We start from the raw sequence: 19,373 nt of genomic DNA, 5'->3' as shown, positions 1-19,373 counted from the left end.
GTCCCATGATCGACCTTGTCAGCCGGTCCGCGTGGGGTGCCCGCGCGCCGCGCGGCGCCTACGGCGCTCTCACCTCGACCCGAGGTGTGAAGATCCACTACACCGGCGGCCACGTGGACCCGCGCGTCCTGGACGACCACGCCCGGTGCGTCTCCGCAGTCCGCGGTATCCAGAACGGCCACATGGACGGCAACGGCTGGATCGACATCGGCTACTCGATGATCGCCTGCCCGCACCGCAAGGTGTTCGTCGGCCGCGGCCCCGGCCACCTACCCGCCGCCAACGGCCCCGGCCTCAACTCCGCCCACTACGCCGTGCTCGGCCTGGTCGGCAACTCCGGCCTGGTCCAGCCGCCCAACGACATGCTGCTGGGCATCCTCGATGCGATCGACTACCTCCGCGAACACGGCGGCGCCGGCCGCGAGATCAAGGGCCACCGGGACGGCTACTCGACCGACTGCCCGGGAGACGCGCTGTACGACTGGGTTCGCGCGGGGGCTCCTCGCCCTTCCGCCGAACCGTCCACCCCACCGCCACCTGCTCCTGAGGAGGAGACCATGCCCGAGATCGTCTCACTCGGCCTGTCTGCCGAGGTCATCGTCCCGCCGTCGAAGGACTATCAGCCGTGGTGGGACCTGGAATGGCGAGACACCGCAGGCTGGCACCCGGCCGGCGGCCAGTCGATCGCGCCGAGCAGGGACGTCTGGGCCGACGTCGTCGCCCACGTCGCGCTGCGAGGTCTGGTCCCGGGTGAGCGGGTCGAGCTGGGGCTGACCCGGCACCAGCCCGACGGCAGCCTGGTGGACATCGCGTGGCCCATCGGCAGGCTCCTGTCCGTTCACGCCGACGTCGACGGGCGGGTGGAGACCGGCCTCGGCGGTCACTTCAAGCTGGACGCGACGGCCAGGGGCCGGGTGACCATCCGGCACACCTCGACCGGTCCGGTGACGCTGGAGACCGCCAGCGCGTTCAAGGCGATCCTGCACCCCTACGCCTGACCGTGGTCGAGGGCGCGATCCTCGCCTACCTAATAGCCGCCACCGGGCACGACCAGCGGCCCGATTTCATACCGGCGAATATGCCGCCCCCCGCTGACCAGTCCTTCCGTGCCCCTGTGGCCTCTGCGTGGCTGGCAGGTTCCTCTTTTTCAACCTCAGATGAGGAGTCCACGATGATGGCGAGACGACTGCTGACTACGGCGTACTGGGCCGACACCATCGAGCGAATGGTCCGGGCCGCGTCCTCCAGCGCCCTGGCCACCCTGGGCGTAGGGCAGCTCGGGCTGCTCGATGTCGATTGGGCCGCAGTGGCCTCGGTGGCGGGTATGGCGGCGGTGGTCAGCATGCTGACCTCGGTGGCCGCGGGCTCGACCGGTGACCCGCAGACGGCGGGGTTCACCACCGGCAGATGATCCAGCCGCTGTAGTTCTCCGCCCTCATGAGAGGGCTCGAACGCACACCGCCCCCGCCTATGGCGGGGGCGGTTTCGTGCTGTCCGGGCTACTCCTCGGCGGCCGGGGCGGGCTGCGCTACGTACGTGCCCTTCGCTGGCAGCGTCACCACCAGCCCGCGCTCCCGCAGCTCCTCGACCGCGCGCCGTACGGTGCCGAGAGCGACGCCGTACTCCTCGGCCAGGTCACGTTCTCCCGGAAGGCGGGCACCTGGGTTCAGGTCGCCGGCCTCGATCCTGCGGGCGATGTGGTCGGCCAGGGCCGCGTAGACGTACTGCGCGGGACCTGGCTCGAACGGCGGAACAGCAGTCATACAGCTCACGCTAGAACTGCCTTGAGCTGCACAGATGTGTAGGTAGCGGTCTACCGCTGTACACCGCTCTACACCGCGTCATACGCTCGCGCCATGGCCTTCAACGAGTACGCGCGCCTCCTTGCAGAGGCCCGGACCGCGCTCGACGAAGGGCGCGCGAACGACTTCAGGATCGCGGGCAGGCCCGTTGGGATGGCCCAGTGGGTGGGCATCGACTTGGAGGAAGCCCGCAGGTGGTTCCTGGTTGAGGCGTTCCGGCAGTACATCCGGGAGATCCGGGACTGAGCCGGGATAGGCCCTTCTCCCGATATGAGAGCGAAGGTGCCATAGTGGCGTGCAACTCTCGTGGTCCAGCGGCCCAGGACGGTCGAGCGCCTTCGGGACTCGTCAGCGCCGGTTCGAATCCGGCCGAGAGCTGTGGGCTCGGGCGGACCGTCTACGAACCCAGCCCCGGCGGCGATGTCAGCTGACCCGATGAGGTCTCCTCGCCCTGCATGATGGCGTCCACCTCCTCCTGCGTCCCGCCTGCGGCGAGGCAGAGCCGGGCCCGCGCACCGCGCCGGTCGAGGTCGGCGAGGTCGGCGAGGGCGGCGATCAGCCGGTCGAAGTTGTCCACGTGCTCATGGTCGCCCGGCGGGATGATCGTGCGCAGGCGGACAGCAAGACGCCTCCGCCCAGGAGGACAGGGGCGCCGCTTGTTCGTCAAGGCAGGCGGGTCACAGGTCGTAGAAGTCCAGCGGGTCGTCAACGTCGAGGTCCTCGACGGGAGGGATCCAGGGCTTCTCTGACGGCGCGTGGTCGTCATACTCGGGGGTGGTCATCACTGCGCGATAGGGCGCGGCGGGCGGTTGCACGGCGCCGGGCGGGGGTGCGGTCGCCGTCCACACGCTCGGCCTGGAGGTGGATCGTCGCCGGGCCACCTGCTCGCGGACCGTCCGGCCGCCACCCCGCACTCGGGGTTCCCGGAATCATGGCTCGATGCCGGTGTAGGGGAAGTCCGTACTGGGAGCGATTTCCCCGTCCTTCCACAGGCGAGGGAGCCAGATGGTGGGGTGGGGGGCGTTCGGAGACTTAACAAAAAACAGGTTTCGATCCAAGCCGAGATAGGGCTTGTTGAATACGAGGCAGGGATAAATAGAGTTCGCCGGGTAGATGTATTTATTGTGCTCGGAGTTGTAGTACTTGCTCACGTCGAAGAAGACGTATCCGTTGTAGTATCCACCGGCCGCGAATACGTCGATTCGGCCCCACTGATTCTTCTCGACAGTCATGTTTGAAGTTTCCGAGCTACCCGTCAACCAGGTAGTGCTATTGGTGGAGCTCTGGCTGTAGGTGTACGACACCTCTCCGCTAGCGTCTCCTCCGCCAGGTTTGGAGATCTTTACCCCTACCTTTCCCCCGACCGACCACCCTGAGGTTTCACTGTGCGTCTTACTGATCGACTCAGTGACGGTGTAGGAGTTGGACAGTGGGCCCATGCTGCTGTGAGTGGAATTAACGCACGGGTAGCGGATCTCACGTCGTCCGGCGAAGACCACGGGGATCTTCTGATAAGGAATCATGGTCATTTGGCCGAATATGTTATATGCGGGATATGGTGTGCGCGTCTTCATGATATGAACCATGGCCTCGTCCCGATCCAGGGGATACTTGGAACCCGAGACCTGAGGACCCCTTCCGGGAACTAGTATTTCAAGGTCCTCGACCTTCGCCTTCTTGAATTCCGACTTGGCGTTGCCGGCTTCAGTGAGGAGAAATTGGAGTCCCGTTAAAATCGGCATGGTCCACAAATTTGACTCTAGAGGGAAGCCTTCTCCTGAAATGAGCTTTGGCACTGCGTAGCCAGGGTCTGCGAAGTAGAGCGTCCGAGTCTGGGATGGGGCCTCAGCGTGGGGGTCGACCATGAGATCGCCTCTCTAAGAATGGTGGCCAAGTGCGGCTTGCGACGAATGTGTGTCATGTCTGATACTTCTGGGTGCGACGTTGTTGCCTGAAAGGCGACGCAGCGCATTAACCGGCGGCGCCCCGTTCCGTCTAACCCAACCGGTTCCTTACCCGCTCGCGATCAAATCTTCGCTGATCACAAGGCCACAGTGAGGCAATCATTTGGTCGTCTGCGGGGCGCGCCTCGGAGACCGGAAAATTCGTCGGAAGTCATTCCGCAAGGGCGACTGGCGAGTGATCGGGTTGGCCATCAGAGGGTCGATTCTCAACAGGGCTGGAAGTTGAGCAGCTCTGGCATGCGACGGGTATTCGCGTCATCGGTCATGGTCACCACATGCCTGCCTGGGTCGCGCAGCCCTCACCGGCGGTGTGCCCGTCCTCGGCGCATACCCAGCAGTAGCCCTCGGGGTAGTCGACCTCGTCGTCCTGGTTGTTCATTGGCCGGCCTTTCAGAGATGAGTGATGGTCAGGCGGGGGCGTACAGGCCGCGCTCCAGCCGGTCGACGTCGCCGCGGTCGGCGAGCAGGCCGAGGGTGTTACAGACCGAGCCGCGCTTGACCTCCTTGCCGCCGTCGGCGAGAACGGCCGCCAGGACCTCGTCGGCGGTCATCGCATCTTCAGCGGCCTCCATGGCGGCCAGGACGCGGTCTTCCAGGCGCGCCGCGCTCTTGCGGCCCGACCCACCTGTGGCGGCGGGCGCCGCTGCGGCCTTCTTCTCCTGTTCCTCCGCGACGGCTTGGCACAGGGCGGCCATGGCGTCCGGGTCGTGGCGGGAGGCGTACGCCTCACCGGCTGCCTCCCATGAGGTCTGTTCCAGCTGTGCGGGGTCGCCGTCGCCGTACAGGGCGAGGATCTCCGGGTCCAGGCCCGGCGTGGGGGCGATGGACCCGATCCTGAAGTGCCTCATCAGCGACGTCGGGTGAGGGCTGGACAGTAGGTAGGCCATCCCCTGGGTGTCGCAGAAGTCGTCATCGTCACCGGCGTCCTCGGCGAACTGGCTGCGCAGGATACGGGGCTGGATGGACTTGGGGATCGGCGCCAGCTGCGCGCCTGCAGGCAACAGGCCGTCCGCCACCAGCTGGCGCATCATCGACGATGACCAGCGCAACAAGGTGACTTCCCCTTCCTTCAACATCGCGCGCAGCGTGTCGGACCCGCCGAGCTCCTCCAGGTGGGAGGCCTGTGCGTCGAGTTCCACGCCGACGCCGACGGAGCGGCCCGTACGGCCGAGCTCCTTGATGAGGAAGGTGGCTTCCTCCCGGTACGGGGCGCCCCTCTCCAGCAACCTGTTCGCCTCGTCGATCCGCACCGAGAGCAACGGATCGGGGTCGCCGATGAGGAAGGCGGTCCGGCCCAGGCGGGAGTATCGGAGCTGGCGCTCCTTGGCGACGGCGACGGCCGCCCTGAGCATCAGGATGGCCTCTTCTTGGGAGGTGGCGCGCCAGTCGACCTGCCCGGCCGCCTCCGGGGCGGACTGGCCGCCCTTCAGGTCGGCGAACAGGCTGACGACCCGGTTGCGCTTCTCGCACGCCAGCAGGTACTGGACGGTACGGCTCTTGCCCGCGCCGGTCGTGCCGAAGACGAGCGCCCGCTGAGCGGAACCGGTCCGCGGGTCGAACAGCCTCCTGCGGGCGGGCCGACCGTTGTGGTAGCGGCCCATCACGATCCGGCCATGCCGGTCCATGAGCATGTCCGCCGGACTCGGCGGCGGCATCACCGCCAGCGGGTTGGACGGGTAGACCGTGACGAGTGCGTGCCGGCCCCCGTCGGTCTCGACGGCGATCCGCCCAGGGTCGGCGATGTTGAGAGCGCTGGCCAAGGCCGCCAGGTCATAGCGGACGACCTGACCGGCCGGGACCTCCACCATCAGCTCCACGATCCGGTTGTCCGGGACGGCGGTGGTGGTGCTCATGCGTCGATCTCTCCGTTCATCACGGGGCCGAGGTTGATCTCAGTGATCACCGAGCCGGGCATCGCCAGCGGGGCGATGCGCGCGGCCCAGATGGCGCGGGCGTCCAGGACCTCGTCGGCCTGGCCGACGGTGAGGAGCCGCACGCCGGCGCCCCGGCCCGGAACCGACGTGATCGCGATGTCCTCCTCGGGGATGTCCATGAGCGCGGACAGACGGCGTACGGAGATGTCCGGCACCGGCTCGCCCGGGACCGTCGAGCGGATCATCGCCCGCATCGCCCGCTCCCCGGTGAGCTCGATGCCCTCCAGGGCGGTGCCGGTCCCGGGGCCGCCGTCGACGGCCACGTTCACCGCCCACCACCGGGCGGCCGGATGGCGGTCGAGCGGCTCCTCCACCTCATCCTCGTCGGCCAGGACGACCGGCGCGGGCGGCGGGGCGAGCATGCGGCGGGCGAGCTGGGCCGGGCGGATCACCCACGTCCAGACTGTCCAGGCGGCCAGCGCGAGCGCCTCACCCCAGTGCGGGCCGGACACGATCCGCTCGGCGGCCAACAGGACGGCCAGGCCCGCGCCGGGCATCAGGTACAGCACGGACGCGGTGGCCCGCTGGTGCCCTACGGGGCGCCAGGCCCGCAGGGTCACCAGCCCCGCCAGGGTCGCCGCGGCGGTCGCGACGAGGCACGGGCCGGTGACGGCCTGGTCGGCCAACAGCCCTGCCCCGGCCAGTCCGGCGCCGGCCACGGTCGCGGCCCGGCCGGTGGCGTCCTGCAGGGCGGCCAGACGCCAGCGGGCCCGATCCACCGCGGGCCACGCCGGGACCTCTACAGCCACCTTCAGTAAGGGCGGGAAAGTCATCATCATCTCCTTCGTCAGCGGTTGCCGTAGAAGCGGGCATCGGCCATCGGGACCGGCATCGCACGGGCGGCCTCCGCCACGGGCCCGTACTCGGCCTCGTGCGTGGCGGAGGCGTTGGCGAAGCCAAGCGCAAGGTCCTCAGCTACGGCGGCCATCCGCTCCGCCTCGGCGAGAGCGCGCCGCATGACGGCGGCGGCCTCCCGATGCTCGCTGACGGTGTCGGGGTCGACGTCCAGCGCGGCCATCGCGTCGGCCAGCCGGTCGACGGAGGCCGAACAGCCCTCCACGTAGGAGTACGCGGAGCGCACCTGATCGCCGAGTCTGCGCAGCTTGGCCCCGGCCAGCGCCAGCTGCAGCACGACGATGCCGTAGGCCACCACGTCCAGCACGCCGACAGTCGCGCTGGTCTCGTTCCGTTCCAGTTCCACAGGGTTCTCCTACTCGTCGTGGTATTCGCGCTCGGCCGGGCGGGCGTGGCCCATGTCGCGGGTCACGTCGGCCAGCTGCTTATGGCGGGCGGCGGCGTTCGCCCCTGCGACGGAGATCGCCTCCGCCGCGGCGGGAAGAGTGGACGCAATGGCCTGGGCCGCGCTTCGGATCGTGTCGGTGAGTTCCATGAGCCCCAGCACGTCGGCCTCAAGGCTTCCGGGCACCTTCAGGTCGATGACCTTCGCGTGCAGGACCTCCAGGCGGGTCCTGAGCTGCTCGCAGCCGTCCGCGGCGGCCAGGGCGTCGGCGACGCCGTCGATGATCTCAGCGGCGGCGTCCTCATCAGCCTCGATGACGTCGTAGACGGTCAGGTCCACCTCCCCTCCGGAGGTGTACGGGGCCGTCTTGGCCAGTGTGCTCACGGGTGGTCCTTCCTGCTGCGCGGGCGGCGGTTCGGGGTCGTCTGCGACTTCGGCTGGAGGGGCCGCTCCCAGTGCGGGCCGTCCCATCGGAGGCGCCCCAGTGACGGGCTGCGGATCGTGCCGGGGTGGTGGGGGCGGCGGGTCCGGGAAGATCTGCTCGGCCGTCCACGTCGTCTCCTGGGTCGCCCCGGGCGGTGGCCTCATGCCGCTGAAACCGAACCCCGGAGGAGGCGGGGCTGATGAGGTCCCCGCGTCCGTCGCCTCCCCCTGCTCCTGTTCCTGACCGGTCTCGTCGGCGGCCGGCGTCTCGACGGTCGGGGCGGCAGCCGGAGTGGCCTTCTTCCAGCGCTTCCACCGGCCGCTGCGCTTGCGCTTCTTGTTCTCCGGGCCGCTCTTGCCGCCGCCGTCGTCCTTGCCACGGTTCTTCCACCGCTTACGGCCGCCGTCCTCGGACCCCTTCTTCGGGGCCTTCCAGGTCAGCTTGCGGCCTCGGGGACTGCTGGGCTTCTTCGAGTCCGGCGTCTTGTCGGCATCCCGGGGGCGCTTGAGCTTCTCGATGCCGCGGCGCATCCGCTTTCCGAGACCGCCCTTGTCCGCGCCGTCCTTCTTGCGCCCCGGGTGCCCCCCGTCCTTCCGCTTGCCGTCCCGCCCGGCCTTCGGGGCCGCCTTGCCCGGTCCGCCCTTACCGTCGGGGCGCCCCTTCCGCGACCCGCCGGGGCCCTTTCCTCCCCCGGGCGGCTTGCCGCCTCCGCCACGCCCTTTCGGACCGCCAGAGGCTGAGGGCTTCTTCGGGGAGGTGCCGCCCGGGGAGCGCAAGAGGGACGGGCTCGACCCTCCGCCGTTCCTCTTCGTCCGCCCACCGCCGGAGCCAACACCGTCCCCACTCCCGGACGTCTTGCCCGCACCGCCACGGGCCCGCTCGGTGCGCGCCTGACGATCCTGGGCGCGCTGCCACACGGACCGAGCCGCAGCTACACCCAGGGCAGTCAGTAGGGCGAGGGCGACAGCGAGCGTCTCCCGCATGGTCGGCGCGTTCGGGTCCTCTGGTTCCGGCAGGACGAGCTCGCCGTCTCCGTCGCCCTGGTCCTCGTCGACGGGCACGGGCAGCGGCCCGTGTGGCGCGGGAAGCTCGGGCAGCGGGGGCCGCATGTTCGCGGGCGCCGGGAGGCTCGGCAGGGCGGTGGTGACCTCGTCGACGGCAGGCGCGGGAGGGGCCGGGGAGAGTGCGGCCGGGGGCTGGGGGCGAGGGGCGGGAGGTAACGGCGGGGGCGGCGGAGGCGGTACGGCGCCTGCCGTCCGGGGCCGGAAGCTCACGACGGTGGCGTCGTCACCGCTGTCCATGACGCTCCTTCCAGTGTTGACGGATAGTGACGGTGGGCCGTACCCTCGCGCGCGCGTGCGCTCGCGCGCTCGCGAGCGCGCATAATGCGCGCGCGAAGGCCCCACGGCGTGATGATGATGAAGAACTGACGTCGGGCATGACTACTCGCTGTGACGCTGGCAGTAGTTGCTGAGCGTCCGGGCGAGGTCGGCCCACGCCTCCTCGCCGCGGTCGCGGGCCACCTTCCGAGCCTGGTCCCACCAGAGCTCGGCGATCCCCTGCGGGCCGCGGTCGGCCACCAGCTCCTGGCGCTGCTCGGCGTGCCGCCTCTGGTTGTAGGCACGCCGTTCAGCGGAGTTCATCGGGCGCTGGCTCATGGTCCCCTCTCAGGTCAGGCGGATCGGTCACGACGCTGGATCAGGCCCATGAAGTCCGTGGGCTCGGAAGGCGAGGAGGCGGGTGCGGGGGCGCGGGGTTCGGCCCTCGGCGCCGGCTGCCGAGCAGCGGGCGCCGCACCACGGGTGAGCGCCTGCTGCTGGGCCTGCTTGGCCTCGGCCGCGGCCTGGCGGGCGGCCGGGATCTCGTGGCGGCCCTGCCGGTACCGGGCCTCCAGGGCGAACGTCAGCGCTCCGGCGGCCTCGATGTGCTCCTGGATCTTGCCGAACGGGCCCGCCACCCACTTCTGCCGCCACCAGGCCTCGAACGAGCCGTAGCCCTTCGGGGGGTTGGCGGCCCACATCGCCTCGGCGTCACGGCGGATCCGGGCCAGCCATTCGGCCTGGTCCGCGAGGGACTTCCGCAGCTGGCGGGCGAAAGCCTCCATCATCTCGGGGGTGGCCAGCATCTCTCCTCGCCACTCGCTCATGACGCACCTCCGGTGATGATCAGGATGGTTGTCGGTACGGCGGTGCCGAGCGCTGTCAGCAGCAGGTCCACCGCCGTACGGATGCGGACGTACTTGGTGCGGGCGAGCCGAGCCAGACCGATCAGCTCGGCGTACTGCGTCCGCCCGGTGTCGAGCCCGGCGACGGCGGCCAGGGCTTCCGGGGTGGCGTAGGCGTGGGCGACCCAGCCGAACCCGGCCCCGGGGCGGGGCAGGGACGGCCGGATGGACAGCAGCAGGGTGAGCAGCGCGGCGGCCAGCAGGGTGATCGTGGCCCAGAGCGCGATCTGGGCGGACATGGGCAGGCGGGTGGCGCTGACGGCCGCCAGCCCGCCGGCGATGCTCACCGCGGTGCCGACGAGCCCGGCGAGGGTGGCGGCCTTGGCGTCGGCGCGGGCGAGTTCCCCGCGCACGGCGGCGATCTCTCGGGGCAGATCCATCACTCACCGCCCGCCGGACCGGAGCCGTTCACGGTCGCCAGGGAGGGGGTGGTCGCGACCGGTCGCGCGTCGTCGTCGGGCGGGGTCGGGGTGCCGTCCTCGTCGAACGTCCACCCTTCATCGATCATGATCTGGCGGCCTTCCTTGATCCGGTCGAGCGCCCACGTCTCGCTGAATCCGGTCCACTCGGCGAGGGTCCGCTTCGACGGCGGGTTCAGCTTCTTCGCGCGGGCGAGGTAGAAGCGCACCGCCCGCTTGCGGTCCTGCTCAGAGGGCTTTTTCCGGTCGCGACCACCATCGCGACCGGTCGCGACCACCCCCTCCTCGGCGACCGCCTCGGCGACCGGGGCAGGCTCGGGGTCCCGGTCGCGAAGCTCGGGGGCGACCGGTCGCGACCACGGCGTGAGCGAGGCCAGCCATGAGCGTCCTTCCGGCGACGGCGGCAGCGTCTGGTCCCGCTCGTCGAGGTGGTCGCCGTCGAGGCCGCGACCGGTTGCGACGGTGGTCGCCGACTGGTCGCCGGTCGCGACCGGTCGCGGACTGCCGTGGAGCCGGGCGGCGGTGTTGCGCTCAAGCGCGGCGGCCAGCTCCAGGGCCTCGCTGTGCCGCGCCTGGTTGGTGATGGCCGGGTGGTCGAGGGTCTTCCACGGGGCGGCGTCGGGCAGTTCGAGCAGGCTGGCGCCGCCGTACAGGGTGGTGATCTGGTCGAGCAGCGCGGTCTGCATGAGGTGGTCGCGGGCCAGGCCGGTGTGCTCGACGGCCCGGTCGAGGGCCTTGTCGAGCTTGGCGAGCGCGCCGCGCACCTTCCGGTCGGAGGCCCCGGTCTCGCGCAGGGCGCGGGCGCGCTTGGCGGCCAGGGCGACGCGGGTGAGGCGCCGGTGCGCGTCGACCTCGCTGGCGGTGCGGTCGCGGGCCTCGGCCAGGCCGACGCGGACCAGCACCCGCTCGGGGGTGAGGCGCCAGTTGATCCCGGCGAATCCGCTGATCCGGCGCCGCTCGACCGCCATGCCGCGCTCCCACAGCCAGGCGGCGACCAGCGGGGCGGCCAGGCGGAAGACGGCCTCGGCGAGGCTGCGGGCGTCCATGCTGGACAGCGACGCCGACAGGCCGGTGAGGACCCACACCGCCACCCCGTCGGCGCCGGCGGACGGCGTCACCAGCGGGTCGGTCTTCGCGCGTTCGGCGGACTCGCGCATGTTGCGGCGGGCCCGGACCGCGCTGGTCATCATGGCGACCTCGATGAACGCGAACAGCAGCAGCTGCAGCGGGCCGTCGAAGCCGAGCACGTCGCCGGAGAAGCGCCACATGCCCTGAGCGGAAACGCCGGTGGCCACTCCGGCGGCCACGACCGTGAGGATGTCCTCCAGCGGGCGGCGGGTGAGGCCGCGCTTGAGGTGCCACAGGCCGTACAGGACGATCACGACGGCCAGGGCGCCGGGCACACCCCACAGCACCAGCGGCGGGATGCCTTCGGCAAGATCAGTAAGGTTCGGCACAGTCCTTCTCCTGGGGTAACAGGGACGGGATCGATCCCAGGCCGTGAGCTCGTCACGGCCCGGGATCGACGTCAGTCCGGGAGGGCGTGGCAGCCGAGGGCGTGGTCCTGGGCGTGGTCGGGCTCGCTGTAGCCGTCCTTCTTGCCGCACCCACCGCACGTGTAGGAGCCGTACTGGCCCCTGGGGGGCGCCTCCCAGACCACCTGGGCGCCGCCGGGCGTGTTCCACCGGATGGTCTTCTTCATCAGGCACTCTCCTCGGCGTCGTCGTTCTGGTCGTCGGTCTGCGTGGGGGTGGGCTTCGCCGTGGCGGACTGCCAGGCGTTGAGCTGCGCGAGCCGCTCCTTCAGGTCCTGGTCGTCGGACATCACGCCTCAAGAGGGGGGTGGATGCCCGCCACGTAGTCGCGGACCTCGTCGAAGGGAAAGGTCTCGTCTCGCGCTTCGGCCTGCACGCCCGGGTCGTCGCTCCCGCAGTGGATGCAGTCGTCGATGTGGTCGGCCAGGGCGGCCCGGTCCATGGCGGTGACGTCGAGGGGCGGGACCACCACCGGCTCGGGGGAACTCACGACGCCTCCCCAGCGAGCAGGGCCGCGGCGTCGACGAGCGCCTGGCCGAGCTCGGTGGCGCAGCGGCTGTCGATCAGGGCCCTCCCGAGTTCGGCGACGTCGTCCGGACGCAGGATGGTGCTGGACGCTCCGTGGCTGCTGGAGCCGACGATGCCGACCATGGGGCGGCTGTAGGCGGAGCTGTAGACGGAGATGGTGAGGATGCCGTCGCCGTCGGGGGCCGTCAGCTGAGTGGGGGCGCTGCGGTGGCCGGGCAGGCCGTCCGAGTGGCCAGCGCACCACGGCGGGCAGGTCTTCTCGGTCACCTCTTCCTCCCCTTCTTGCAGGAGGCGCAGGTGCTGCAGGTCGAGGAGGTGCAGCTGGTGGTGGCGACCTCGGGCTGGGGCTGCGGTGGGGTGGCCATGGCCTTGGTGAGGGTCTTGGTGAAGGTGGTGGTCTTCTCGGCGAAGGCCCGGTCGGCGGCGGCCTGCCTCTGCTGCGGCTTCACGCGGCCACCGCCGTACGGGCCGAAGCCACCGCCGACAGCAGCGCGTAGGCCAGTTGCTCAGCGTCGGCGGGGGTGAGCTCGTCGCAGGCATTCCAGGTGTGAATCGACGTTCCCTCAACGGGGCTGTAGGTCGTGACAAGCTCGCCGTACGCCCCCCTGAGGCGGGTCCGGCAGAGCTGGTCCTCAGGGGCCGGGGGCTGGTGGGACGGGGTGCCGTTCGCGTGGTCGGTGCACCAGGACTGGCACCTCCCGGTCGCGATACGCTCGTTCATGGTCTTCCTTTCCTGTCTTTACGAGGTGGGCAGGTTGATCAGGGCCCGTCCGGTGCAGCCACACCGGCGGGCCCGCTTGCGTTGTGAGTGGGGTCGAGTCATCAGCGCGCCTTCCAAGCCGCGGCGTACTCCTCAACCACGACGCTCTCGCCAGACTCGACGACGTTGATCAGCCGCTCGACGAAGTTCCGGGGGACCTTGTAAGTCCGACGGAACTTCACGCTCGGGATTTCGCCAGCCTTGACCGCCCGGTCGACGGTCATGCGGGAAACGCCGAGCATGGTCGCTGCCTGCATCAAGGTCAGCAGGGGGCAATTCTCCTTCTGCACAGAATTCACCTCCAGATCGGCGTGTAGCTCTTCGCTCAGGGAGCTCCCCAGGCACAGACATGACTGTACTGCTTCTCCGGAGAAGCGCAACGGATTGCGAACAAGAATCTGGCCCCACGATTGCCAGGGAGCTGCATCGCTTCCCCGGTAAGGTGAGACAGCAGGAAGATGGACATCAATCACAAAACGGGCAGGTCATGGCAGATGAGACAAGGTGGGTGAGCGTCTCCGCCCCCTATGTGCAACCGCGAGCAGGCGGCCCTGACGCATGGGCGCAGGAGGCCGCCCAGCATGGTCAAACGGGCACCCAGCTACTCCGTGAGGTCACCGAGTTGGAACCGTCGGCCGACGTCGCCGCGATGCTCAACCTTCAGCCAGGAGAAACCGCGATCGTCCGCCGCCGGACCATGCTGCTCAACAGCCAGCCGGTTGAGCTGACCGACTCCTACTACCCGGCGAGCATCGCTCGCGGAACCCGCTTGGCCGAACCGCAGAAAGTGCTCGGCGGCGCAGTCGCACTCCTGGCTGGGCTCGGATACACGCCTCGCCACGCGGGCGAAGACATCTCGGCCCGCCCTCCGAACGACGAGGAGCGCCAACTTCTGCAACTCCCCAGTGACGAATGGGTGCTGGTCTTGTCCCGTGTCCTGAGAACCGATGCCGGCCTGCCGGTCGAGGCCAGCACCATGACCATGCTCGCCCGGGGCAGGCACCTGCACTATGCCCTATCCCTGTGAATAGAGAAGAGGACCTCTGGTGGCCAAGCAGGACGCCCGGCCGATACACGTGCAGATCGCCATGGACCTCCGCGCGCAGATCATGGCGGGCACGCTCGCGCCTGGCGAAAAAATCCCATCGACCCGTGCACTGATGCAGCAGTACGCGACATCTGGCACAGCCATCGCCAACGCGGTCGCCATCCTCAAAGAGGAAGGATGGGTGATCGGCCAGCAAGGCAAGGGCGTCACCGTACGAGATAAGCAGATGGTGGTCGTCGGCGAGGCCGCCTACTTCGAGCCTGCGCCTGGCGGCTACTCCTACGAGATCCTGCGCGTCGAGGAATGCCACCCTCCGAAGGACGTGGCGCACGCGCTCGGCCTGGAGCAGGGAGAGCAGGCCGTGCTACGCCAGCGCCTCATGCTGCGCGACGGCGACCCCGTGGAGCTCTGCTGGTCTTACTACCCGCTGAGCATCGTCGCCGGCACCCGGCTTACCGGCCGCGGCAAGATCCGGGGTGGCGCTCCTGCCATCCTCGCCGAGCTGGGGTTCCCTGAGCGGGAGCTCATCGACCGCATCTCATCTCGGGGACCAACCCCCGAGGAGGTCGAGCATCTCAACATCCCGGATGGAATCTCGGTCCTACGACAGTTCCGTGTGGTCTATTCCGACGAACGTAGACCGGTTGAGGTGAGTGTCCTCGTCAAGCCGGGGCACCGATACGAACTGCAGTATCACCAGGTCATCTTGGAGGACTAGCTCCTTCCTCAATTGCAGCGCCGCCCTGAGGCGCTCCCTGTGTACGCGGGTTTTTGCCCCGGCTTCGGCCGGGGCCGTTTGAGTCCCAGCGCGGACACCATCAGATCTACCGTCAACTCTTATGCAGACTTCTATTCGGCCAGTACTGCGTCCGATCTGCGATCGCTGTGTTGAAATAGCTACCATCTAGCACGCGCGGCGCTACTGTGGTGGGGCTGCGCAGCTTATGAAGTGCCACTTCGCGGCACGTAGGGGCGCACAAAGGATGAAGCCCCGGCGCGTGGGCAAAAACGACACCGGGGCCTTGCGCGTGCCGGTCCAGCTAGCCGTTCGGTTAGCTGGACTGGCGCCTTCCGAGCAGCCAGGTCACCACGACCGCCAAGGAGATCGCTGTGGCCACAGCGACCCCTGTCAAGAGCCGTCGACCGAAGCGTTGTTCTGCCTGCTCAACTCGCACGTGCTTCCCCATGCGGTTCGTTCCTTTCCGGGAGACCAGTCGTCCCGTAACGGGGAGGAAGGCCCTGGTCGCAGCCAACCCCGCGGGAATCAGCTGAGAAGTGGAACGCGCATGGTGCTTGCGAGTCGGATCCGAAAGTAGCAGCGGCGCATAGGGTAAATCCGCTGTTTGGCGCTCGAATGTGCTCACACCTGGTTCGCAATTTCTTGTGAGCAATGCGAACCTCTGCGAACCAGGACATAATGCGACTTTTACGCAAACAGCCCGAAAACCATAAAAGAGCCCGGGGCCCTTCCATGCCCGAGATGCAGCCCGGCCGCCGTCGGCAGGTGGGTACCGGGGCGGCCGGGAGGTGAACTGTACGCCATCGGCGGGCCGGATTAGATTCCAGAGACTTCATGATCAACTCGGATGGTCCGGCAATGGTCCGGCAGGAGATCATTTCGAGGGTGGAACGGCAATGGTCCGGCGCCGAACGACACCGGACCATCTGCGTATTGCCAGCTCAGAGGGGCTATTCCGAGGAATTCATGAGGGTAGGGCGGGCGGGACTCGAACCCGCGACCCAGGGATTATGAGACACCCACGCAGTCACAACGAGACGCACCCTCTACCTGCGCAAACGCCTCTGTCGCCGAACCGGCACACCCACCTTGGGAAGGCATTGGGAAGAGCTGCCGCCACGGGCGTCCGAGCCTCACGGCGACCGGCACGCATGAGAGGCCGGGCAACGACGATTCGGTGCATGACGAGTCTCCTGCGTATCCCACGATCGGTAGCCGCCTGTTCCGAGTGGAGACCTCGCACCAGCATTCTCATGAGCTCACCGGTCGGCCAGGTGGAGATCGCCTTCGAAGCTCCAGGCGACCACACTTCCCGTGTCGAAGACGAACTCCGCCTCGATGCACTCGTCGTAGGCCTCGGCGTCGAATCTCTCGATCACCCGCACCAGCCGCTCACCGACATGGCGCACGAACGGAACCTCGTCAGGCACCGGAACGATATCGACCCGGCTGCCGAGCTCCGGCATCGTGTAACTCTCCCCGGGCTCGTCCGGTGCGATCTGCAGAGTCCAATCAGCGGCGACACGGACCAAGACCGTCATCGATTCCAGATGAAGTTAGACATTGATCAGCTCCGGGGCATCAGATCCGTAAGTGAACAGGCTCGCCGTCACCCTGACCAGATACTCGCGCTCCACACGGGAAAAATCCACCACTCATCATCCCTGAGCCATTCGAGTTCGCTCCTTGCTCTTCCCTCATAGCCTGGAAATGATCAATTCGAAAGGACATCCGCCTTAGGAGAGCGGTCGTCACGTCTGGTCGTCGATGCCCCCTCACCTCGGTGTATGCCATCGCGGCCTGCTGGTTATCCATTGATCATTTCGCGTATGTGCCGCGCTCCGCTACCTGTGCTTGCGAAGGATCTTCATAGGCTCCATATAGGCAACTGAACTGCCTCAACCTCGATGAAGATCTCGGGGGATTGACCTCACCCGCTGCACAGCGTGCCAAACACCGTAGGTATCTTTATTGTTTACTCTGATCGGTGACGCCCTGCGCGAGCCACTTCTACAGACTTTCGTCGCCCTCCTCGATTGAATCAAGAGCCGAATCGTGCTGGTCTCCGAGTGCAGCCATCGCCTCGCGGATCACCTCTGCACTCTCCCCAGATGAATCTATTTCAAACAACGGCAACTGTCCTGGAATGACAGGCGTGGATACCCCTAGGCCGTGTTCTAGGCGGTAGTTGAGTACTATTTGCTCCACCGCGCGAAGATCATCGAAACCCAGTTCATATCTGGCATAGTCCAACATCGACTCAACCTCTTCGAGAGTATATAGTTCCTCAAACTTGCCCGCTTCGGTAACATAGGCGAGACATTCTCCAACCTCCCTTAACATCTCCTGCTGGACAAATTCAATAGCTTCATCCGGGATGAGCTCCCCATACTCTTGGAATACACTAAATACCGATTTTGCCGATTCCCAATCGCGCACATCTGCTAGCTCTAGGTCAATAACCTGCTCAAGTATTGAGTCTCTAATTGCAGCCAGTTCTGGAGATTGTGATGCCCAGATGGCTTGTATCATTGTAGACATCCAATCAGTATGAGGCACCATTTCCACTATATACTTTTGGACGAGAAATTCTTTTACAAAGACGGCAACATCACGTAGATCGAGCGCATTGGAGATTTGCATTGCTTCGGCGATTCTCCTGAACCAGTCCACTATGCGTTCTCGCCCAATGGTATATGAAGGATCAAACGGGAGTGTGGACTTGAAGGTTCGAATTATCGCAGCAGACAACTCCGCAGAATGGAAGAACAGCCGCGACGGCTGGGACGTTCCCATCCGCTTCCCGCTCAGACTCCATATGTTGGGCACCTGCTCGAAGAAAGTAGCGGAGACGAGCAGTGTCGATACGATCTCCGGAGAATTGCCGATATACGTGCCTAGATAGTCTCGAATGGAGGGATTGTGGAAACGAATTAATGTTTGGTCGAACACCGAGTTTACCTGGATCATCGTCTCCTCCAGGATGTTCAGCGAACGCCGGAATTGACTAGTGTCCAGGGTCAGGCCGACGCTGGTGCGATACGCAGCCACGGCCTTCCTAAATTCGTCTATCTGAGCTCCCCCCGGTGCGAATGTGCGAAGTACTGTTAGTAATTGCACCGAGAGTTCATCAAGTTGGTTTTCTACAATATGCTCCCATAAGCTTGTGGGGTGATCGAGATGAGTGATAATTGTGGACGCCAAGGACTGAGTGGAGTCCGTCGTAGCGGCCAGCTTGGCTAGAATAAATGAAATGATCCGCGGATTGAAATTTGGGTGCGAAATGATCGCATCAAACACGTCGGGGGCGGAAATTTCTGCGACCCGATCTCGGTGCAGGCCTGAAAAATACGTGTGATTGTAAAGCATCTTTGCGCGAACAAGCGGATTAGCTTTGCCCAAGTCAAGGACGTATGTCCAAGGCGACATTTCATAACGGCTCAGCCGTTCGTAACGCTGCTTAGCCTGTCGCAGAATGTATTCTCTAGTCGTCAAAACAATTCTTTTGTTTGACGATTTCCTGATGCGCTCTAGAGCGGATATGAGGCGGCTATCTTCGTTCTTCCGCAACTTATCATCAAGAGTTGACTGCCCCAAGAAGTCATCGTAATAGAAGAATTGTTGAGATTTCTCGTCCCACAACGAGTTAACTTCTTTTATGTCCTCGGAAACGTCGTATACTTCGTATCCCTCACTTGTATGTACGGCTGCAAGAACTTGGGCCAGCGTAGTCTTTCCAATGCCAGGAATTCCGGAGACTATGCATACATGATGTCGATTTAGGAGGTCTTCTGCTTGTGAATACGCCTCGCCCGGCACGTACGTCTTAATCGACTCATCAATTTGTTCTCGCAGCCATGCAGAGCGGGTCAAAATTTCTTTGTTGAGTAGTGATTGAAGGACTGCTGTACTACTTAGCCAGAGACGGAGATGGCGCTCAACAATTCTCGGATTGTTCCGGATCAGGGCCGCAAGTTCATTTAGGCCGAATATATCTTCGGGGGCGGAATACGGGGATAAAATTGTCGCTAACTCATCTTTGGCCTCGACTGTCAACTCGGTAGATGTCGCAAGGATGTATCTAGATGGATTGAGCTTTTTAACCTTCGGTAGCTCGATCTTTTCGATATGCTTAATCAAAGTAGAACGCTTAGACCTAGCCCAATGCTTGCACTGGACGACTACCAAAGCTCCTGTATCTGTCGCAAGATGACGTAAGTCAATCCCCCTATCCCGGCCCGCAGAGAATATCTCTAGCCGCCGTTTAAGATGTCCTTCAAATAGGTCTTTGCAGATTTCCTCGAAGTCAAAATCTGTAAGTCGCCCGATGTCGAAAGAATCCATTTACTCTACTCCTGATGCCGAGGCATGCGTGTACTGCCAAGGTTCTCCACTGCAGTATGCGTTGACCTACTGTAGCCACGCACCTAGTCGAATAAGATGATGAACTGCAGATCGGTCTGATCAGCCCATGAACACAGCAACGCTCTCTACCGGTGGCAAGAGCCGGAGCACAAGGCCACTAGGTCCGAGTACCGGAAGCCATGCAGCAGCCGATCACCCCGACTACCTACGGCGGGGACCAAAGTGAGTGATCGTCATGGCCTTTATCTGGTGACTCCTGCCGCCCCTCGGGTGCGGGCGACACCGGCCAGGGCCGGCCGAAGAGCCGCACGCCCGACCGGCGCGCGAGGCGGGCCACCGTAGGCGGCTCGCCCTTGATACTCGTGTAGAAAATTCTCATTCAGAGGCGCGCC

The 19,373-nt window shown here is 65.9% G+C and carries 25 protein-coding genes and 1 tRNA gene; 6 read left to right on the top strand and 20 right to left on the bottom strand.

Annotated features, from left to right (window positions below):
• Positions 1-5 precede the first annotated feature (5 nt).
• Both ABZ463_RS09675 and ABZ463_RS09670 read left to right on the top strand, forming a co-directional pair.
• A complete protein-coding gene (locus ABZ463_RS09675; protein WP_362774879.1) occupies positions 6-998 on the top strand; it encodes a peptidoglycan recognition family protein in 993 nt (330 codons plus the stop codon).
• Between the two features lie 173 nt (positions 999-1,171).
• A complete protein-coding gene (locus tag ABZ463_RS09670) occupies positions 1,172-1,411 on the top strand; it encodes a holin (RefSeq protein WP_362774876.1) in 240 nt (79 codons plus the stop codon).
• Between the two features lie 88 nt (positions 1,412-1,499).
• Here ABZ463_RS09670 and ABZ463_RS09665 read toward each other — a convergent pair whose 3' ends face one another.
• Positions 1,500-1,763 carry a winged helix-turn-helix domain-containing protein gene (locus tag ABZ463_RS09665; RefSeq protein ID WP_362774873.1) on the bottom strand — a complete coding sequence of 88 codons (264 nt, stop codon included), beginning with the start codon at positions 1,761-1,763 and terminating at the stop codon, positions 1,500-1,502.
• Positions 1,764-1,856: 93 nt separating this feature from the next.
• On the opposite strand from ABZ463_RS09665, the gene ABZ463_RS09660 reads away from it, so the two are divergent.
• On the top strand, positions 1,857-2,048 hold the full coding sequence (locus tag ABZ463_RS09660) for a hypothetical protein (RefSeq protein WP_362774870.1): 192 nt from the start codon (positions 1,857-1,859) through the stop codon (positions 2,046-2,048).
• A gap of 55 nt (positions 2,049-2,103) precedes the next feature.
• Positions 2,104-2,180: transfer RNA gene (locus ABZ463_RS09655), tRNA-OTHER, on the top strand.
• 19 nt (positions 2,181-2,199) lie between these two features.
• Here ABZ463_RS09655 and ABZ463_RS09650 read toward each other — a convergent pair.
• From ABZ463_RS09650 to ABZ463_RS09570, 17 genes are all read right to left on the bottom strand, one after another.
• Positions 2,200-2,379 carry a hypothetical protein gene (locus tag ABZ463_RS09650; protein ID WP_362774867.1) on the bottom strand — a complete coding sequence of 60 codons (180 nt, stop codon included), beginning with the start codon at positions 2,377-2,379 and terminating at the stop codon, positions 2,200-2,202.
• Between the two features lie 352 nt (positions 2,380-2,731).
• Positions 2,732-3,667: a hypothetical protein gene (locus ABZ463_RS09645; protein WP_362774864.1), complete on the bottom strand. Its 936-nt coding sequence runs from the start codon at positions 3,665-3,667 to the stop codon at positions 2,732-2,734.
• A gap of 506 nt (positions 3,668-4,173) precedes the next feature.
• On the bottom strand, positions 4,174-5,619 hold the full coding sequence (locus ABZ463_RS09640) for a hypothetical protein (protein ID WP_362774861.1): 1,446 nt from the start codon (positions 5,617-5,619) through the stop codon (positions 4,174-4,176).
• A complete protein-coding gene (locus ABZ463_RS09635; RefSeq protein WP_362774858.1) occupies positions 5,616-6,473 on the bottom strand; it encodes a hypothetical protein in 858 nt (285 codons plus the stop codon). The genes ABZ463_RS09640 and ABZ463_RS09635 overlap by 4 nt, the downstream gene beginning before the upstream one ends.
• A gap of 14 nt (positions 6,474-6,487) precedes the next feature.
• A complete protein-coding gene (locus ABZ463_RS09630; RefSeq protein WP_362774855.1) occupies positions 6,488-6,901 on the bottom strand; it encodes a hypothetical protein in 414 nt (137 codons plus the stop codon).
• A 9-nt stretch (positions 6,902-6,910) separates the two neighbouring features.
• A complete protein-coding gene (locus ABZ463_RS09625) occupies positions 6,911-8,665 on the bottom strand; it encodes a hypothetical protein (protein ID WP_362774852.1) in 1,755 nt (584 codons plus the stop codon).
• 141 nt (positions 8,666-8,806) lie between these two features.
• Positions 8,807-9,022, bottom strand: a complete 216-nt coding sequence (locus tag ABZ463_RS09620; protein WP_362774849.1) for a hypothetical protein — start codon at positions 9,020-9,022, stop codon at positions 8,807-8,809.
• A gap of 14 nt (positions 9,023-9,036) precedes the next feature.
• Positions 9,037-9,510, bottom strand: coding sequence for a hypothetical protein (locus tag ABZ463_RS09615; RefSeq protein WP_362774846.1), 474 nt, complete (start codon positions 9,508-9,510; stop codon positions 9,037-9,039).
• A complete protein-coding gene (locus ABZ463_RS09610; protein WP_362774843.1) occupies positions 9,507-9,968 on the bottom strand; it encodes a Pycsar system effector family protein in 462 nt (153 codons plus the stop codon). The genes ABZ463_RS09615 and ABZ463_RS09610 overlap by 4 nt, the downstream gene beginning before the upstream one ends.
• Positions 9,968-11,464 (bottom strand): hypothetical protein, encoded by a 1,497-nt coding sequence (locus tag ABZ463_RS09605; RefSeq protein WP_362774840.1) that lies wholly within the window; start codon positions 11,462-11,464, stop codon positions 9,968-9,970. The genes ABZ463_RS09610 and ABZ463_RS09605 overlap by 1 nt, the downstream gene beginning before the upstream one ends.
• Before the next feature lie 71 nt (positions 11,465-11,535).
• Positions 11,536-11,709 (bottom strand): hypothetical protein, encoded by a 174-nt coding sequence (locus tag ABZ463_RS09600; protein ID WP_362774837.1) that lies wholly within the window; start codon positions 11,707-11,709, stop codon positions 11,536-11,538.
• Positions 11,709-11,831 carry a hypothetical protein gene (locus tag ABZ463_RS09595; protein WP_362774834.1) on the bottom strand — a complete coding sequence of 41 codons (123 nt, stop codon included), beginning with the start codon at positions 11,829-11,831 and terminating at the stop codon, positions 11,709-11,711. The genes ABZ463_RS09600 and ABZ463_RS09595 overlap by 1 nt, the downstream gene beginning before the upstream one ends.
• A complete protein-coding gene (locus tag ABZ463_RS09590; RefSeq protein WP_362774831.1) occupies positions 11,831-12,031 on the bottom strand; it encodes a hypothetical protein in 201 nt (66 codons plus the stop codon). The genes ABZ463_RS09595 and ABZ463_RS09590 overlap by 1 nt, the downstream gene beginning before the upstream one ends.
• Positions 12,028-12,336, bottom strand: a complete 309-nt coding sequence (locus ABZ463_RS09585; protein ID WP_362774828.1) for a hypothetical protein — start codon at positions 12,334-12,336, stop codon at positions 12,028-12,030. The genes ABZ463_RS09590 and ABZ463_RS09585 overlap by 4 nt, the downstream gene beginning before the upstream one ends.
• Entirely contained in the window at positions 12,333-12,518 is a 186-nt protein-coding gene (locus ABZ463_RS09580) for a hypothetical protein (RefSeq protein WP_362774825.1), read from the bottom strand. The genes ABZ463_RS09585 and ABZ463_RS09580 overlap by 4 nt, the downstream gene beginning before the upstream one ends.
• Positions 12,515-12,790 carry a hypothetical protein gene (locus ABZ463_RS09575; RefSeq protein ID WP_362774822.1) on the bottom strand — a complete coding sequence of 92 codons (276 nt, stop codon included), beginning with the start codon at positions 12,788-12,790 and terminating at the stop codon, positions 12,515-12,517. The genes ABZ463_RS09580 and ABZ463_RS09575 overlap by 4 nt, the downstream gene beginning before the upstream one ends.
• Positions 12,791-12,891: 101 nt before the next feature.
• Entirely contained in the window at positions 12,892-13,119 is a 228-nt protein-coding gene (locus ABZ463_RS09570) for a helix-turn-helix domain-containing protein (protein WP_362774819.1), read from the bottom strand.
• A 218-nt stretch (positions 13,120-13,337) separates the two neighbouring features.
• Between ABZ463_RS09570 and ABZ463_RS09565 the strand changes: the two genes are divergently transcribed.
• Positions 13,338-13,856, top strand: coding sequence for a UTRA domain-containing protein (locus tag ABZ463_RS09565; RefSeq protein ID WP_362774816.1), 519 nt, complete (start codon positions 13,338-13,340; stop codon positions 13,854-13,856).
• A gap of 19 nt (positions 13,857-13,875) precedes the next feature.
• Complete coding sequence (locus ABZ463_RS09560; RefSeq protein WP_362774813.1) at positions 13,876-14,595, top strand: GntR family transcriptional regulator; 720 nt, start codon at positions 13,876-13,878, stop codon at positions 14,593-14,595.
• 1,280 nt (positions 14,596-15,875) lie between these two features.
• On the opposite strand, the gene ABZ463_RS09555 is transcribed toward ABZ463_RS09560, so the two are convergent.
• Together ABZ463_RS09555 and ABZ463_RS09550 are read right to left on the bottom strand one after the other, a co-directional pair.
• Positions 15,876-16,157 (bottom strand): hypothetical protein, encoded by a 282-nt coding sequence (locus ABZ463_RS09555; protein WP_362774810.1) that lies wholly within the window; start codon positions 16,155-16,157, stop codon positions 15,876-15,878.
• A 469-nt stretch (positions 16,158-16,626) separates the two neighbouring features.
• Complete coding sequence (locus ABZ463_RS09550) at positions 16,627-18,960, bottom strand: restriction endonuclease (protein ID WP_362774807.1); 2,334 nt, start codon at positions 18,958-18,960, stop codon at positions 16,627-16,629.
• Between the last annotated feature and the right edge of the window lie 413 nt (positions 18,961-19,373).

Source organism: Streptosporangium sp. NPDC020145, assembly GCF_040631275.1.
GTDB lineage: Bacteria > Actinomycetota > Actinomycetes > Streptosporangiales > Streptosporangiaceae > Streptosporangium.
This window is presented reverse-complemented; position numbering and strand designations above follow the sequence as displayed.

Bases quoted from the DNA above. Each gene is read 5' to 3' on its own strand.
- ABZ463_RS09675 (WP_362774879.1), top strand. From the start codon at position 6: ATGATCGACCTTGTCAGCCGGTCCGCGTGGGGTGCCCGCGCGCCGCGC.
- ABZ463_RS09670 (WP_362774876.1), top strand. From the start codon at position 1,172: ATGATGGCGAGACGACTGCTGACTACGGCGTACTGGGCCGACACCATC.
- ABZ463_RS09665 (WP_362774873.1), bottom strand. From the start codon at position 1,763: ATGACTGCTGTTCCGCCGTTCGAGCCAGGTCCCGCGCAGTACGTCTAC.
- ABZ463_RS09660 (WP_362774870.1), top strand. From the start codon at position 1,857: ATGGCCTTCAACGAGTACGCGCGCCTCCTTGCAGAGGCCCGGACCGCG.
- ABZ463_RS09645 (WP_362774864.1), bottom strand. From the start codon at position 3,667: ATGGTCGACCCCCACGCTGAGGCCCCATCCCAGACTCGGACGCTCTAC.
- ABZ463_RS09640 (WP_362774861.1), bottom strand. From the start codon at position 5,619: ATGAGCACCACCACCGCCGTCCCGGACAACCGGATCGTGGAGCTGATG.
- ABZ463_RS09635 (WP_362774858.1), bottom strand. From the start codon at position 6,473: ATGACTTTCCCGCCCTTACTGAAGGTGGCTGTAGAGGTCCCGGCGTGG.
- ABZ463_RS09625 (WP_362774852.1), bottom strand. From the start codon at position 8,665: ATGGACAGCGGTGACGACGCCACCGTCGTGAGCTTCCGGCCCCGGACG.
- ABZ463_RS09620 (WP_362774849.1), bottom strand. From the start codon at position 9,022: ATGAGCCAGCGCCCGATGAACTCCGCTGAACGGCGTGCCTACAACCAG.
- ABZ463_RS09615 (WP_362774846.1), bottom strand. From the start codon at position 9,510: ATGAGCGAGTGGCGAGGAGAGATGCTGGCCACCCCCGAGATGATGGAG.
- ABZ463_RS09610 (WP_362774843.1), bottom strand. From the start codon at position 9,968: ATGGATCTGCCCCGAGAGATCGCCGCCGTGCGCGGGGAACTCGCCCGC.
- ABZ463_RS09600 (WP_362774837.1), bottom strand. From the start codon at position 11,709: ATGAAGAAGACCATCCGGTGGAACACGCCCGGCGGCGCCCAGGTGGTC.
- ABZ463_RS09595 (WP_362774834.1), bottom strand. From the start codon at position 11,831: ATGTCCGACGACCAGGACCTGAAGGAGCGGCTCGCGCAGCTCAACGCC.
- ABZ463_RS09575 (WP_362774822.1), bottom strand. From the start codon at position 12,790: ATGAACGAGCGTATCGCGACCGGGAGGTGCCAGTCCTGGTGCACCGAC.
- ABZ463_RS09555 (WP_362774810.1), bottom strand. From the start codon at position 16,157: ATGACGGTCTTGGTCCGTGTCGCCGCTGATTGGACTCTGCAGATCGCA.
- ABZ463_RS09550 (WP_362774807.1), bottom strand. From the start codon at position 18,960: ATGGATTCTTTCGACATCGGGCGACTTACAGATTTTGACTTCGAGGAA.